The organism is Streptomyces sp. NRRL S-495, from assembly GCF_000966955.1.
Taxonomy (GTDB): Bacteria; Actinomycetota; Actinomycetes; order Streptomycetales; family Streptomycetaceae; genus Kitasatospora; species Kitasatospora purpeofusca.
The window spans coordinates 19,194-34,222 of sequence record NZ_JZWY01000077.1; the positions used below are offsets into that span (position 1 = coordinate 19,194).

The 15,029-nt window shown below is 74.2% G+C and carries 15 protein-coding genes and 1 pseudogene; 10 read left to right on the forward strand and 6 right to left on the reverse strand.

Annotated features, from left to right (window positions below):
• Position 1: 1 nt before the first annotated feature.
• Positions 2–874, reverse strand: coding sequence for a metallophosphoesterase (locus tag VR45_RS05560; RefSeq protein ID WP_052708857.1), 873 nt, complete (start codon positions 872–874; stop codon positions 2–4).
• Positions 875–1,040: 166 nt separating this feature from the next.
• On the opposite strand from VR45_RS05560, the gene VR45_RS05565 reads away from it, so the two are divergent.
• The 5 genes from VR45_RS05565 to VR45_RS05585 all read left to right on the forward strand — a co-directional run bounded on the left by VR45_RS05565 (position 1,041) and on the right by VR45_RS05585 (position 6,877).
• On the forward strand, positions 1,041–1,910 hold the full coding sequence (locus tag VR45_RS05565; protein ID WP_045938543.1) for a serine protease: 870 nt from the start codon (positions 1,041–1,043) through the stop codon (positions 1,908–1,910).
• A gap of 151 nt (positions 1,911–2,061) precedes the next feature.
• Positions 2,062–3,543: a S28 family serine protease gene (locus tag VR45_RS05570; RefSeq protein ID WP_052708858.1), complete on the forward strand. Its 1,482-nt coding sequence runs from the start codon at positions 2,062–2,064 to the stop codon at positions 3,541–3,543.
• Positions 3,544–3,739: 196 nt separating this feature from the next.
• Positions 3,740–4,369 carry a TetR/AcrR family transcriptional regulator gene (locus tag VR45_RS05575; RefSeq protein ID WP_045938544.1) on the forward strand — a complete coding sequence of 210 codons (630 nt, stop codon included), beginning with the start codon at positions 3,740–3,742 and terminating at the stop codon, positions 4,367–4,369.
• Entirely contained in the window at positions 4,353–5,990 is a 1,638-nt protein-coding gene (locus tag VR45_RS05580) for an acyl-CoA dehydrogenase family protein (RefSeq protein ID WP_045938545.1), read from the forward strand. The genes VR45_RS05575 and VR45_RS05580 overlap by 17 nt, the downstream gene beginning before the upstream one ends.
• Positions 5,987–6,877 (forward strand): amidohydrolase family protein, encoded by an 891-nt coding sequence (locus VR45_RS05585; protein WP_045938546.1) that lies wholly within the window; start codon positions 5,987–5,989, stop codon positions 6,875–6,877. The genes VR45_RS05580 and VR45_RS05585 overlap by 4 nt, the downstream gene beginning before the upstream one ends.
• Positions 6,878–6,880: 3 nt before the next feature.
• Here the strand turns inward: VR45_RS05585 and VR45_RS05590 are convergent, their stop codons facing one another.
• Positions 6,881–7,696 (reverse strand): inositol monophosphatase family protein, encoded by an 816-nt coding sequence (locus VR45_RS05590; protein WP_045938547.1) that lies wholly within the window; start codon positions 7,694–7,696, stop codon positions 6,881–6,883.
• A gap of 99 nt (positions 7,697–7,795) precedes the next feature.
• Here VR45_RS05590 and VR45_RS48370 point away from each other — a divergent pair.
• The 3 genes and pseudogenes from VR45_RS48370 to VR45_RS05600 form a co-directional block, all read left to right on the forward strand.
• Positions 7,796–7,906: pseudogene (locus tag VR45_RS48370) on the forward strand (Lrp/AsnC family transcriptional regulator); the annotation flags it as partial.
• Between the two features lie 85 nt (positions 7,907–7,991).
• Complete coding sequence (locus tag VR45_RS05595; RefSeq protein WP_234325845.1) at positions 7,992–8,825, forward strand: Lrp/AsnC family transcriptional regulator; 834 nt, start codon at positions 7,992–7,994, stop codon at positions 8,823–8,825.
• A gap of 166 nt (positions 8,826–8,991) precedes the next feature.
• A complete protein-coding gene (locus VR45_RS05600; protein WP_045938548.1) occupies positions 8,992–9,411 on the forward strand; it encodes a hypothetical protein in 420 nt (139 codons plus the stop codon).
• A gap of 22 nt (positions 9,412–9,433) precedes the next feature.
• Here VR45_RS05600 and VR45_RS05605 read toward each other — a convergent pair whose 3' ends face one another.
• The 3 genes from VR45_RS05605 to VR45_RS05615 form a co-directional block, all read right to left on the reverse strand.
• Positions 9,434–10,255, reverse strand: coding sequence for a helix-turn-helix domain-containing protein (locus VR45_RS05605; RefSeq protein WP_199925907.1), 822 nt, complete (start codon positions 10,253–10,255; stop codon positions 9,434–9,436).
• A 42-nt stretch (positions 10,256–10,297) separates the two neighbouring features.
• Complete coding sequence (locus VR45_RS05610; protein ID WP_045938550.1) at positions 10,298–10,780, reverse strand: DUF2269 family protein; 483 nt, start codon at positions 10,778–10,780, stop codon at positions 10,298–10,300.
• A 155-nt stretch (positions 10,781–10,935) separates the two neighbouring features.
• Positions 10,936–11,682 carry a 4'-phosphopantetheinyl transferase superfamily protein gene (locus VR45_RS05615; protein ID WP_045938551.1) on the reverse strand — a complete coding sequence of 249 codons (747 nt, stop codon included), beginning with the start codon at positions 11,680–11,682 and terminating at the stop codon, positions 10,936–10,938.
• A 278-nt stretch (positions 11,683–11,960) separates the two neighbouring features.
• Here VR45_RS05615 and VR45_RS05620 point away from each other — a divergent pair, with 278 nt between their 5' ends.
• Entirely contained in the window at positions 11,961–13,466 is a 1,506-nt protein-coding gene (locus tag VR45_RS05620; protein WP_159394119.1) for a choice-of-anchor A family protein, read from the forward strand.
• 78 nt (positions 13,467–13,544) lie between these two features.
• On the opposite strand, the gene VR45_RS05625 is transcribed toward VR45_RS05620, so the two are convergent.
• On the reverse strand, positions 13,545–14,180 hold the full coding sequence (locus VR45_RS05625) for a TetR/AcrR family transcriptional regulator (protein WP_045938553.1): 636 nt from the start codon (positions 14,178–14,180) through the stop codon (positions 13,545–13,547).
• Between the two features lie 63 nt (positions 14,181–14,243).
• Here VR45_RS05625 and VR45_RS05630 point away from each other — a divergent pair.
• Positions 14,244–15,029: hypothetical protein (locus VR45_RS05630; protein WP_045938554.1), on the forward strand; the 786-nt coding region annotated here is incomplete at its 3' end.

Genomic DNA, 15,029 nt, shown 5'->3' on the forward strand with positions numbered 1-15,029 from the left:
CTCACGCGTCCGGGAACACCTCGCGCAGCAGCGGGTCCGGCAGGCCGCGCCGCCCCCACTCGCGCGGGTAGCCGAGCGACACCTCCTCGAACGGCACCCCGTCGTAGCTGGTCCGCCGGGGGATGTGCAGGTGCCCGTAGATCATCGTGGCGGTGTTGAACCGGCGGTGCCAGTCCGCGGTCAGCTCGGTGCCGCACCACTGGGCGAACTCGGGGTACCAGAGGATCTCGGTGGGCTGGCGGACCAGCGGGTAGTGGTTGACCAGGACCAGCGGCAGTTCGGGGTCGTGCTCGACGAGGCGCTTCTCGGTCAGCCGGACGCGCTCGCGGCACCAGGAGTCGCGGTCGGGGTACGGGTCGGGGTGCAGGAAGCGCTCGTCCGCGCAGACCACGCCGGTCTCGTACGCGGCGGCCAGGGACTCCTCCTTGGTGGAGGTGCCGGGGGCCCGGAAGGTGTAGTCGTAGAGCAGGAACAGCGGGGCGACCGCGACCGGGCCGCCGGCGCCGGTCCACACCGGGTACGGGTCCTCGGGGGTCACCACGCCGAGCTCGCGGCACATGTCCACCAGGTGCTGGTAGCGCTCGACGCCGCGCACCTGGACCGGGTCGTTGGGGTGGGTCCACAGTTCGTGGTTGCCGGGCGCCCAGACGACCTTGGCGAAGCGTTCGGCCAGCAGGCCCAGGGCCCAGCGGATGGTGGTGGTGGACTCGGACACGTCGCCGGCCACGATCAGCCAGTCGTCGGGCGAGCCCGGGCGCAACTGCTCCACCAGGTCGCGGTTCTGCTGGTAGGAGACGTGCAGGTCGCTGACCGCGAGCAGCCGGCCTCCGGTCGGTCCGCGTCGTGCGTCGTCGGTGCGGTGGTCGCCGGTCATGTCAGCCCCCCAGATGGTCTTCCTGCCGTCCCGGCCACAGTACCGGGGTCCGGCGGCCGGAACACGGCCCTCTGGTCCGGGCTGCGGCGACAGGACCCTTGACAGGGCGTCATGTCCGCGCCAGCTTTGGGGCACCCCCACGCCGATACACATCGAGAGGTCTCTCATGAAGAAGCCGCTCATAGGCACGGCCGCCGCGCTCCTGTTCGCCGGGGCGACCGCCCTGGCGGGCGCCCCCGCCGCGACCGCGTCCACCGCCGGTACGAGTACGACCGCGACGTCGCCGCAGGCCGGGAAGGCCGCCGCCGTCACGTTCGCCGGGACGGTGGCGCTGAGCAACTGTTCCGGTTCGCTGGTCCGGTTCCCCGCCTCGACCGCCAACGACCCGGCCCTGGTGCTCTCCAACGGCCACTGCCTGGAGTCCGGCATGCCCGGCCCCGGCCAGGTGGTCACCAACCAGGCCTCCAGCCGCAGCTTCACCCTGCTCAACGCGAGCGGCGGATCGCTCGGCACGGTGAAGGCCAGCAAGATGGTCTACGGCACCATGACCGACACCGATGTGTCGATCTACCAGCTGAACACCACCTATGCCGCGATCCAGTCGCGCTACGGCATCGCCCCGCTGACCGTCGCGGCCACCCACCCCGTCCAGGGCAGCTCGATCAAGGTCGTGTCCGGGTACTGGAAGAAGATCTACTCCTGCTCGGCCGACGGCTTCGCCTACCGGCTCAAGGAAGCGGACTGGACCTTCAAGGACTCCCTCCGCTACACCTCCACCTGCAACGTCATCGGCGGCACCTCCGGCTCCCCGGTGGTCGACGCCAACAGCGGGCAGGTCGTCGCGGTGAACAACACCATCAACGAGGACGGCCAGCGCTGCACGCTGAACAACCCGTGCGAGGTGGACCAGAACGGCGCGGTGACCGTCCGCCGGGGCATCGGCTACGCCCAGGAGACGTACATCATCCCCGCCTGCTTCGGCGCCGGGAACAAGCTCGACCTCACCAGGGCCGGCTGCACCCTGCCGCGCCCCTGACCGGCACTTTTTCCCCGATGGGCCATCCGCGACCGGCGGGTGGCCCATTCGGCCGTCTACCGGACGGCCGGTCCGCCCGGCGGCGGCGCGCCGACTGCCGGAGAGTTCGGACCAGAACACCGCACAGTTCCGTTGACCCGATGGAGAGTTGATGACCACCACGATCAGAAGGCTGCTGGTCGCCGTTCTGCTGATACCGCTGCTCGGCCTCGGCCTCGCCCCGACGGCGCTCGCCCGGACCGCCGGGACGACCGGCACCGCCGGCCCCGAGGGCGTCGCGTCCTCGGTCGCCGACGACCCGTCGGCCGACATCAAGGACCGGCTGGCCGGGATCCCCGGCATGACCGTCACCGAGGAGCAGCCCACCACCACCGGCCACCGCTACTTCCTGCTCACCTACACCCAGCCGATCGACCACGCCCGCCCCTGGCTGGGCACCTTCCAGCAGCGGCTGAGCGTGCTGCACAAGGGCTACGACCGGCCGACCGTGTTCTACACCAACGGCTACACGCTGCGCACCACGCCCTCCCGCACCGAGCCGGCCCGGCTGGTCGACGGCAACCAGGTCTCCATCGAGTACCGCTACTTCACGCCGTCCCGCCCCGAGCCCGCCGACTGGAGCAAGGCCGGCATCAAGCAGGCGGCCACCGACGCGCACCGGCTGATCACCGCGCTGAAGCGGATCTACCACCAGGAGTGGCTCTCCACCGGCGCCTCCAAGGGCGGCATGTCCTCCACCTACCACCGGCGCTACTTCCCGGACGACGTGGCCGGCACCATCGCCTACGTCGCCCCGAACGACGTCGACGAGCGCGAGGACTCCGCGTACAGCCGGTTCTTCCGCAACGTCGGGACCCCGGAGTGCCGGGCCGCGCTGACCGCCACCCAGCGTGAACTGCTGGCCCGCCGTGACCGGCTGGAGCCCCGCTACGCCGCCGACAACGTCGCCGCCGGCTCCACCTTCACCACCATCGGCAGCGCCGACAAGGCGTACGAGCTGGCCGTGCTGGACTCGGTCTGGGCGTTCTGGCAGTACAGCCTGGCGGCCGACTGCGTGAACGTCCCGGGCGCCGCCGGCACCGACGACGCGCTGTACGCCTGGCTCGACACGCAGTCCGGCATCACCGGCAACAGCGACCAGTCGCTCGCCGGGTACACCGCGTACTACTACCAGGCCGGTACCGAGCTGGGCTCGCCCTCCTTCGACGTCTCGGCCCTCAAGGGCCTGCTGCACTACGACTACAAGGAGCTGTACGCGCCGCGCACCTATGTGCCGCGTTCCATCCCGATGCGCTTCGACCCGTCCGCGATGCGCGACATCGACCGCTGGGTGCGGAACTCGGCCGAGCGGATCATCTACGTCTACGGCCAGAACGACCCGTGGGGCGCCGAGCCGTTCCGGCTCGGGTGGGGCAGTGAGGACAGCTACGTCTACACGGTGCCGGGGGGCAACCACGGCTCCAACATCGCCAAGCTGCCGGCCGACGAGTCGGCGGCGGCCACCGCGAAGGTGCTGGAGTGGGCCGGCCTCGGCGCGGACGCCTCGGCCCGCGCGCTGACCGGGCAGTACCAGGTGCCGCCGATCGGCCCGCTGGACGTCGAGGGGCTGAAGCAGGATCGCGTCCGGCTGTAGTCCGGACCTCCCGCGCCTGCGGGACCGCCCGCGCTCGCGGGACCGCCCGCGCTCGCGGGACCGTACGAAGCGAGGGCCGCCCGGTGACGGGCGGCCCTCCGCCGTTCCCGGAGGCTCGGGCCCGGGCGCGATCCGGACCCGACCCGAAGGTGTCCGACGCCTCCCCGAAGCACTGAATCAGTGCTTCAATACTTCCATGGCCTACCGTCGCACCCCCGCCGTGCAGGCCCGCCTGGACGCCCAGCGCGAGGCGGTGCTCCAGGCCGCGGTCGGCCTGCTCGCCGAGCGCGGCTACGGCGGCTGCAGCATGGCCGCGGTGGCCGAGCGGGCCGGTATCGCCACCGGCTCGATGTACGGGCACTTCGCCAACAAGGCCGAACTCTCGGTCGAGCTCTTCCGCCGGGTGGTCACCCGGGAGGTGGCCGCCGTGCACGAGGCCGTCGCCCGGCACGACACCCCCCGGGACCGGATCGCGGCCGTCGTGGAGACCTTCGCCGCCCGCGCCCTGCGCGCCCCCCGGCTCGCCCACGCGCTGCTGGTCGAACCGGCCGACACCGTGGTGGACGCCGAGCGCCTGGTCTTCCGCCGCACCTTCCGCGATGTGCTCGCCGCCGAGATCGCCAGCGCGCTCGCCGCCGGGCGGCTGCCGCCCCAGGACCCCCAGCTGACCGCCGCCGCGATCGTCGGCGCGACCGCCGAGGCCCTCACCGGCCCGCTCGCCGCGGTACCCCCGCACGGCCCCGGGGCCGCCCCCGGCGCCGTGGTCCCCGCCCTCGTCTCCTTCACCCTCCGAGCGCTTGGAGAACGCGATGACAGCGACGCATGAGGTCACCAACCAGGCCCCGCCCCCGTACGGGCACGACACCGCCGCCGACCCCGCGTTGCTCGCGGCCCTGCACCGGGCCGGCGCCGGCTGGGCCGAGCCCGAACTGCGCGCCCTCGGCCGGCTGGCCGGCTCCGAGCAGGCCGCCGAGTGGGGGCGGCTGGCCAACGAGCACCCGCCGGTGCTGCGCACCCACGACCGCTTCGGCCACCGGATCGACGAGGTCGAGTTCCACCCGTACTGGCACGAGCTGATGCGCACCGCCGTCGGCCACGGCCTGCACGCCGCGCCCTGGCGGGACGACCGGCCCGGCGCGCACACCGCCCGCGCCGCCAAGTTCCACGTCTGGAGCCAGGTCGAGGCCGGCCACACCTGCCCCGTCTCGATGACCTACGCCGCCGTTCCCGCGCTGCGTACCACCCCCGTGCTGGCCGCCGAGTTCGAACCGCTGCTCGCCGCCACCGAGTACGACTTCGGGCTGCGCGAGCCGCACGGCAAGCGCGGTCTGATCGCCGGCATGTCGATGACCGAGAAGCAGGGCGGCTCGGACGTCCGCACCAACACCACGACCGCCGTCCCGCAGCCCGACGGGAGCTACCGGCTCACCGGCCACAAGTGGTTCACCTCGGCGCCGATGTCCGACCTCTTCCTCACCCTCGCCCAGGCACCGGGCGGGCTCAGCTGCTTCCTGCTGCCGCGCGTCCTGCCGGACGGCAGCCGCAACCGGCTCCGCCTCCAGCGGCTCAAGGACAAGCTCGGCAACAAGTCCAACGCCTCCGCCGAGATCGAGTACGAGGAGGCGTACGGACTGCTGGTCGGCGAGGAGGGGCGCGGGGTGCGGACCATCATCGAGATGGTCAACATGACCCGGCTGGACTGCACGATCGGTGCCGCCGCCGGGATGCGGCTCGGGGCCACCCGGGCCGTCCAGCACGCCCTGCACCGCCGGGCGTTCGGCCGGGCGCTGGTCGACCAGCCGCTGATGCGCAATGTGCTCGCCGACCTCGTGGTGGAGTCCGAGGCGGCCACCACCGTGGCGATGCGGCTCGCCCAGGCCACCGACGCCGCCCTCGCCGGGGACGAGCAGGAGGCGCTGGTCCGCCGGCTCGGCCTGGCCGTCGCCAAGTACTGGGTCTGCAAGCGCGGTCCGGCGCATGCCGCCGAGGCCCTGGAGTGCCTGGGCGGCAACGGCTACGTCGAGGAGTCCGGCATGCCCCGGCTCTACCGGGAGGCGCCGCTGGTCTCGATCTGGGAGGGCTCCGGCAACGTCGCCGCCCTGGACGCGCTGCGCGCCATGGCCAAGCACCCGGAGACCGTCGACGCCTTCCTCGGCGAGCTGGACGCGGCGGCGGGCGCCGACCGCAGGCTCGACACGGCCGTCGCCGGGCTGCGCAAGCAGCTCACCGACCTCGACCAGCTGGAGTACCGCACCCGCCGGCTGGTGGAGGCGATGGCGCTGGCCTTCCAGGGCTCGCTGCTGGTCCGGTACGGGGACCCGGCGGTCGCCGACGCGTTCTGCGCCTCCCGGCTCGGCGGCGACCACGGCGCCGCGTTCGGCACCCTGCCGCCCGGCCCGGACGCCGCGGCGATCATCGACCGCGCCCGGCCGGTGCCCGCCGCATGAGCAGGTCCTACCCCGAGGCCGAGGCGGCCGGGGTGCGCGCCTTCTGGCAGCACCTCGGCCTGCCCGGCCTGATCGACGTCCACACCCACTTCATGCCGAAGAACGTGCTCGACAAGGTGTGGGCGTACTTCGACGCCACCGGCCCGCTGACCGGCCGCCCCTGGCCGATCGCCTACCGCGAGGCGGAGGAGCAACGAGTCGCCCGGCTGCGGGAGTTCGGTGTCCGGGCGTTCACCGCGATGCTCTACCCGCACAAGCCGGGGATGGCCGAGTGGCTGAACGCCTGGGCCGCGGACTTCGCCGCCCGCACCCCCGACTGCCTGCACACCGCGACCTTCCACCCCGAGCCCGGCGCGCCCGGCTACGTGGCCCGGGCGCTGGCCGGCGGCGCCCGGGTGTTCAAGGCGCACCTCCAGGTCGGCGGCTACGACCCGGCGGACGAACTGCTCGACGAGGTCTGGGGACTGCTCGCCGAGAGCGGCACGCCGGTGGTCACCCACTGCGGCTCCGGACCCGTCCCGGGCAAGTACACCGGCCCCGGCCCGATCGGCGCGGTGCTCGCCCGGCACCCCCGGCTGGTCCTGGTGGTGGCCCACCTCGGCCTGCCCGAGTACACCGACTTCCTCGACCTCGCCGAGCGGTACCCCGGCGTCCGGCTGGACACCACCATGGCGTTCACCGACTTCTCCGAGGGGGAGACCCCCTTCCCGCCCGCCGAGCTGCCCCGGCTGCGCGCCCTCGGGGACAAGGTCCTGCTCGGCAGTGACTTCCCCAACATCCCCTACCGGTACGGGCACCAGCTGGACGCGCTGGACCGGCTCGGGCTGGGGGAGGACTGGCTGCGCGCCGTCTGCCACGACAACGCGGCCACTCTCTTCGGCATCTGACGGTCAGTCAAGATCCTTCAGCAGTAGGAGGGCCTGCCGGTGGAGGCCCGGCGCGGCGGCCAGGAAGCCGTCCGCGGCGGGTGTCCAGGCGGCCCCGGCGGCGTCCGTGACCGCCGCTCCCGCCTCCGCCGCGACCAGCGCGCCGGGCAGCAGATTGGCCGCGTCCGTGCCGAACTCCCAGAACAGGCCCAGGTGTCCGGAGCCGACCTGGGCCACTTGGAGCGAGGTCGGCCCCGGATTGCGGACGGCCAGCACCGCGCCCGCCACCGCCGACAGCGAGGCGCCCGCCCGCCGCAGCGCCACCGGGTCGGCGGCGACCGCCGGCGGCTGGCTGGTCCCGGCCACCGTCGCCGCCAACTCCCGCTCCACGGGGGCGATCGGCCGCCCGTCCAGCTCCGCCCCGCCGCCGCGCACCGCCCGGTAGGTGCGGGCGCCGAGCTGCGGGGCGTGCACCACGGCCAGCACCGCCGCGCCGTCGCGCACCAGGGTCGCGGTCACCGCCCACTGCGGCAGCCCGAGCAGGAACTGCACCGCGCCGTCCATGGCGTCGCACAGCCACCACTCGCCCTCGGTCGGCGCCGCGCCGTCGAACTCGTCCTCCACCCAGCCCGCCTCCGGGTGCAACGCGCCCAGCCGCGCGCGGAGTTCGGCGGCCGCCGGGCCGTCGTACCCGGTGAACCGCGCCATTGCCCCGGCCAGGCCGAACTCCGGGCAGGGCTCGGCCGGCCGCTGTTCGGCCAGTCGCGCGCCGACCTCCCGGACCGCCGCCTCCACGGCCGGCAGCAGCGTCCGCAGTTCCCGCACCTCGATGTCGCCCATGGTCCCGCTCCCGTTCCTCGTGGTCGTGTGGTCAAGGAGTACCGTCGGAGCGCCCGGACAGGACGTCCGGTGCGGGACGGACGACGGAGATCGGACACCATGGACGTCGCTGCTGCTGATCCGGACACTGTGCTGGACACCCTGGACCGCCGGCTGGTCTGCGCGCTCCAGGTGAACGGCCGGGCCGGGGCCGGGCGGATCGCCGAGGTGCTCGGCGTCTCCCCGCGCACGGTCACCCGCCGGCTCGTTCGGCTCCAGCAGACCGGCCTGGACCGGCCTGGTCCGGGTGGTCCGGATGCCCGACGTCGAGGACGCGGCGGTCGGCGCGCTGCTGCTGCGGATCCGGGTGCTGCGGGGCAAGGGCGACGCCGTCGCCCGGGCACTGGCCGAGCGGCCGGACGTGCCCTTCGTCGACGTCATGCTCGGCGGCCAGGAGGTCGGCGCGGTGATGCTCGCCGGGGCCGGTGCCCGCGACCGGCTGCTGCACGGGCAGCTGCCCGCCACCGCCGCGGTCACCGAGACCACCGTCCACGCCGTGCTGCACGCCTTCGCGGACGCCGGCCAGTGGCGCTCCGGCCATCTGGAGGAGGCGGAGGCGGCCGCGCTCGCCGAACCCGCGGCTGCCCGCCCCGCCCCCGGGGGCGTGTCGCTGGACGCGCTGGACCGCGATCTGCTGGCCCGGCTCGGCGAGGACGCCCGGCAGTCGCACGCGATGCTGGCGGCGGCGGCCGGCACCCCCGAGTCCACCGTCCGGCGCCGGCTGCACCGGCTGGACGGGGCCGGGCTGCTGCGCACCCATGTCAGCGTCGACCCGCGGCTGTTGGGGCTCGCGGTGGACGCCAACCTGTGGCTGGACGTGCCGCCGGGCCGGCTCGCGGCCGTCGGCGCGGCGCTCGGCCGGCACCCGCAGGTGCACGGTGTGTTCGCGACCAGCGGGCCGGCCAATCTGATGGCCGCGGTGTTCTGCCCGGACCACGGCGGCCTCTACCGGTTCGTCACGGACACCCTGGGCCCGCTGGGCGTGGGCCGCGCCGAGACGGCGATCGTCGCGCGGGCGGTCAAGCGCGCGGGCGTGCCACTGCGGCCGCCGGGCGCCGAGGCCGTCCGGCCGCGCGCCTCCCGGCCCTGACCCGGCCGGGCGCGGGGCGCGAGCCCGGAGGCGGGCGCACGACCCCGGAGGCGGGCGTATGACCTCGGAGGTAATCGACGGCCGTCCGGCCGCCCGGCACAGTGGTGCCCACCCGGCGGCGGAGCGCCGACCGGGATCCCACCCCACTGCCGGAGGCCGATCCGCCATGTCCGCCCACACCGTCACCACCGCCCGCCGGACCGCCCCCGCCTCCTGGACGGCGCTGCGCCGGTTCCTCGCCCTCGACGCCGTGGTCAGCGGCGGCAACGGCCTCGCCTACCTGGCCTTCTCCGGCCCGCTCGGCGACCTGTTGGGGGTGGGCCGCTCGACCCTGCTCGAACTCGGCGCCGTGCTGACGGTGTTCGGCCTGGCGGTCGGCCTGCTGGCCACCCGTCCGCAGCCGTCGCGGACCGCGGTGCGGGCGGTGGTCGACATCAACCTGGGCTGGACGCTGCTCAGCGTGGTGGCGATGGAGCTGTGGTTCGAGCCGACCACCGCGGGTTACGTCTGGATCCCGTTGCAGGCCGGCACCGTCGCGCTCTTCGCCGTCCTCCAGTTCACCACCCTCCGCCGGATCCCGGCCTGACCGCCCGCCCGCCGGAAGGGTCCTACCGCTCCGCCCCCACGGCGGCCTGGAGGAACACGACCGTCTCCGTGTCGGCCGGGAGGAAGGCCTCCAGGGCCAGCTCGGAGACGGTCACGTCCATCGGCGTGTTGAAGGTCGCGATCGTCGACAGGAACGACAGCACCCGCCCCTCGTGCGCGATCCGCAGCGGGAGCGCGAACGGGAACAGCTCGGTGTGGTCCTCCTCGGCCTCCTCCGCCACGCCCGGTGGCTCCGGGTAGGCCCGCACCTCCTCCAGCAGCGCCCGCAGCGGCGCGGAGCGGACCAGCCCGAGCTGCCGCTCCATCCGCTCCAGCAGGTGCCGCCGCCACTGCCGCAGGTTCACGATCCGCGCCGCGAGCCCCTCGGGGTGCAGGGTGATCCGCATCGCGTTCAGCGGCGGCTCCAGCAGGTGCGGCGCGACCCCCGCCAGTAGCAGCCCGAGCGCCCGGTTCGCCGCGAGCACCCGGAAGGACCCGTCGACGACCAGCGCCGGGTACGGGTCGTGTGCGGCGAGCAGTCGTTCCACGCCGGAGCGCAGCGCCGCCATCGAGGGATCGTCCAGCCGCTTCTCCGGGTAGAGCGGCGCGTAGCCGGCGGCCAGCAGCAGCGCGTTGCGCTCCCGCACCGGGACGTCGAGGTGCTCGGCGAGCCGGAGCACGAGGTCCTGGCTGGGCCGGGAGCGGCCGTTCTCGACGAAGCTGATGTGCCGGGCCGAGGAGTCGGCCAGCAGGGCGAGCTGCAGTTGGCTGAGCCGCCGCCGTTCGCGCCAGCCGCGCAGCAGCGGCCCTATCCCCGTCCCGGTGCCGGGCCCCATCCCCGCCATGATCGTCATGGCCGGACATTACTACTGCTGACGCGTCCGGGCTCAGGCGCCGGTGGTCGATCCCGGCCGGACGATCATCAGCACCACCACGACCGCCCAGAGCAGGTTGAACACGCCCGCCGTCATCGGCAGCAGCCTCAGCCCGCGGACCGCCTTGCCGTGCTCCTCCGAGCCGGGCTCCAGGGCCAGCGCGTCGACCGCGGCCTGCTGCGCGGGCAGCACGAACAGCAGCAGCGCGAGGGCGGCGACGGCGGTCAGCACCATGGAGGCGATCAGCCAGGACTGCCCGAGCACGTCCATCACCTGGGCGAGCCCGATGCCGAGGACCGGCACCGCGATCCCGAGCAGCGCGTAGACCTGGGTGATCCGGTGCAGCTGCCGCAGCATGCCGGCGTCGGCCGCCTGCTCGGGCCCGCCGGCCAGCGCGGTGCCCGCCCGGCGCGGGAACATGCTGACGGCCACGGCCACCGGGCCGATGAACAGCACCGAGGCGAGGACGTGCAGGCTCAGCAGGAACTTGGCCATGGCGGGCAACCCTTGTGATTCAGCGGGGCGGCCCGGCGGCGGTCGCGGCGAGGCAGCCGGGGCGGACGGTTCTCATCGCCCCGTCCAGGACGCTAACACCGCTTATCCGACCGCCTTCCACCCAGGTCGGAGCAGCTGCGGCCCCAGGCCCCGGGTCAGAGCGCGGACAGCTCCACCACCCGCGGCGGCAGCCCGCAGACCGCCGCGACGGCCGCGCTGTGCGACTCGTCGGCCCAGTCGAGCAGCTCCAGGTCCTCGAAGCGCCCGAGCAGCGGACGGCCGCCGGGCAGGTCGAGCGGGAGCGCGGAGAGGTCGACGGCGGCGAGGCCGTCCAGGGTGGTCCGGCCGACCTTGATCAGCGCCTCCTTGCGGACCCAGAGCCGCAGGAAGGCGCGGGCCGGGTCGGCGTGCGCCCGGACCTGCCGCAGCTCCTCCTCGGCGAGCACCCGGGGGGCGACGTCGAGCAGGGTGCCGCCCCGGTCGGTGAGCTCGACGTCGACGCCGATCGGCCGGTGTCCGGCGGCGGCGGCGACCACGCCCTTGGTGTGCGAGAGGCTGACCGAGATCCCAGGGTGGTCGGGCAGGTAGGGCTTGCCGTGGTCGCCCTTGCCGCAGTCGGGGCAGTGCTGCGCGAGCGTCAGCGAGGCCGCCGGGACGCCGAGCAGCCGGGCCGCGCAGAGCCGGACCAGGATGTGCCCGGCGGTGAAGTCGACCCGCCCCGACTCGTACCGGAAGCGGGCGGCGCGCTCCTTCTCGACCTCGGTGAGCAGGTGCTCCCCGGCCTCGGGGTGACGCAGCACGTCGGCGCTCGCGGCGACGGTGGCGATCGCGTCGGCGGCACCGGTCGCGCGGGCTGCGTCGGTCACGTCGGTCGCGTCGGAGGTCTTGCCGGCGGAAGTCATGCCTCCAACCTAGCGGGGGCCGCGCGCGGCCCGGAAGGACACGGTCGGCTCGTCCGACCGGAGCATTTTCGGATCGCCGCTGATGGTCTGTAAGGTATGGATGGTCCGATTTGGTAGGGAATTTCCGGTATCTCGGAATTCTCCGTCAATGGGACGGGACGATCGGGAATCGACTGGAACCTGGCAGGTGCTGCTCCACCTGCCTTTTCTCTGTGCGGAGGAATGTGCCGATGGGTCAGGGTCAGGGAACCGGTGCGCCGGGTCGCAGCAGGACCACCGTGGAGCGTCCGCCGTCCCCCAGGGGGCGGACGACCGTCCGGGTCGCGGTGGCGACCGCCGTCGCGATGCTGCCGCTGGCGGCGGTGCTGACGGTGGGTTCGGCCGCTCCGCTGACCCCGCCGCTGGGGCCGTGCAGCGGGCCGGACTGCCCCGCGGTCTGGCCGACGCCGCCGCACAACGGGGACTTCGCCGGCCGGGACGCCTCCATCACTGTCTTCACCGGCGGCAACTACCTGGTCGCCGGCCGGGCGGCCGAGGCGGAGGGCAGGATCGTCACCCTCGGGAACTTCGAGATCAACAAGAGCGAGGGCGGCGGTGCCTTCAACGCGGGTGTGGTCGGCGTCGGCTCGCGGGTGGTCCCGCCGAACGGCAGCGACTTCTTGACCGTCGGCGGCAACGTCACCGTCCAGCCAGGCAACAGCCTGCTGATCGGCGGCAGCGACTCCAAGGGCGAGGCCTTCGGCAATCTGCGGTACGCGGGCACGCTCACCGGCACGGTCGCCATCGACCCGACCGGCCAGGCGATCAAGGACGCGGCCGCGGCCGCGCCGTACCAGTCGGTGCTCACGCAGATCGAGGAGGTCTCGGCCTGTGTCGGCCGGGCCGCCGCCACCGGCACCGTCGCCGTCACCAGCAGTGAGGCGACCTTCACCGGCGACGGGACCAGTGCGAAGCAGGTCTTCAACGTCCCCGGGAACCTCGCCTCGCCGACCGGCGGGCAGATCGGTCTGGTGTTCAACAACATCCCGGCCGGCGCCACCGTCGTGGTCAACATGCTGGCGGACAACCCGGTGATCAACACCTACACCGGCACCGGCCTGGCGGGCGACCAGACCACCGAGATGCGCTCCCGGCTGATGTGGAACTTCCCCAGTTCCACCGGTGCGCAGATCCTCGGCAGCGCGCAGTTCCAGGGCTCGGTGATGGCCGGCAACCCGGCCGGCACCACGACCATCAGCATGCCGGGCATGAACGGCCGGGTGTACCTGGCCGGCAACCTGGTCCAGACCGGCAACGGCGGCTACGAGATCCACAGCTACCCGTTCGACGGGGACCTGCCTGAGTGCGAGGTGACGCCCAGTCCGTCGCCCACCTCGCCGTCGCCCTCGCCGACCTCCCCGACGCCGACCCCGACCGAGACCACCACCTCGCCGGCCCCGACCTCGCCCAGCCCGACCACGCCGACCAGCACCTCCCCGGCGCCGACCTCCCCGACCCCGACCTCGCCGACGCCGACCACCAGCTCCGCCGTCCCGACCACCCCGACCACCTCGCCCAGCTCCTCCAGCGCGGCGCCCACCAGCCACGGCCCGTCGAGCCACGGTCCGAGCAGCCACGGCCCGACCGGTCACCACCCGGCACCCGGCCACGGCGGCGGGGGCGGCCAGCTGCCCTCCACCGGCGCGGGCAACGCCCCGGTGGTCCTCGGCCTGGCGGGCGTGGGCCTGCTCGGCCTCGGCGCCCTCGCCGTCCTGGCGGCCCGTCGCCGCGGCCGCCACAGCTGACGCAAGCGCCTGCCAGTCCTACCTGGGGCCGTCCGGTCACTCCGACCGGGCGGCCCTGGCGCATCCGGGCCGCGGAGTTCAGCCCCCGGGTCGGTCCGGCCAGCCGTCGAGGCCCGCCGTCAGCAGGCCGAAGGCCGCCGTCACCGCGGCCACGACCCGCGCCCGGACGGCGTCCACCGGCTCGCCGGCCACCATGCCCCGGCGGACCTCCGCCAGCGCCGCCCGGTGCGCCCCGGCCAGCGCGCCCGCCACCAGCCGGGGCAGCGGATCGCCGGGCGCCGTACCGGCCTCCTCGGCCAGGGCCCCGGCCAGCGCCTCCTCGGCGCGCTCGCCGAGCTCCAGCAGCCGGGCCCGGAGTGCCGGGCTGTCCTCGACCGTCCGCCAGAACGCCGCGGCCCGCGGGTCCAGCCCGTAGGTCGGTTCGGTGGCGTCCAGCCCGGCCAGCAGTTCGGCCCGGACGGCGTCCACGGGGGAGGAGCCGGGCGGCCGCTCGCGCACGACCAGGGCCAGTCGGCCGACCACCTCCTCCTGCCGGTCGAAGAAGAGGTCCTCCTTGGTCGGGAAGTAGTTGAACACCGTGTTGACGGCCACGCCGGCGGCCCGGGCCACCTCGGCCACCGTGACCCGTTCGAACCCGTGCTCGGCGAACAGCGCGGTCGCGGTGTCGGCGAGCAGGGTCCGGGTCTGCCGCTTCTTCTCCTCGCGAAGTCCCATACGAGAATCATAGTGCCGCACCAAACTTGCAGTGACACCAATAATTTCGGCTACGGTGGGCCCATGACCTTCACCTTCGGCGTCTACCCCGGTGGCCTGCTCGGCGACGAGAGCGGCGTGATCACCCCCGTCCGCCCGGACGACCCGGCGCGGATCACCGCCGCGCTGCGCGAACTCCAGGGCGCCGCACCGGCCCTGCTGGTCCGCGCCTACCGCTCGTACCCGCCGGCCCCGGCCCTGCCGCCCACCCCGGCCGAGCCGGAGCAGTACCTCGGCGAGGGGCGCCGGCTCGACCTGGTGCTCCAGTACCGCGGCCCCGGCGACCGGCCGGACGGCTGGACCGACTTCGTCCGGCATGCGGTCCGCGCCGGGGGCGAGCGGATCGGCACCCTGCAGATCTGCGAGGAGCCGAACGTCGACTCGCCGGTGCTCGACGGCTCCGCCCCGGGTGTCCTGCGGGCGCTGGTCGACGGCGTGGTGACGGCCAAGGAGGAGGCGCTCGCCCTCGGCCTCGGCCTCGCCGTGGGGTTCAACGCGGCCTTCAGCCCGGACCCGGCCGAGCCGTTCTGGTCCGCGCTCGGCGAGCTCGCCGACGAGCGGTTCCACCGCGCGCTCGACCACGTCGGCCTGGACTTCTTCCCGGACGTCTTCCGCCCGATCCCCGCCGGGCAGCTCGGGGCGGCGGTCACGGCGGTGCTCACCGGCTTCCGGCGGGAGACCGTGGTCCGGGCCGGGATCGGGGCGGCGGTGCCGATCAGGGTCTGCGAACACGGCTGGCCGACCGGCCCGGACCGCTCCGAGCAGCGGCAGGCGGAGGTGGTCGAGGAGGTGGTCCGGACGGTCGCCGGG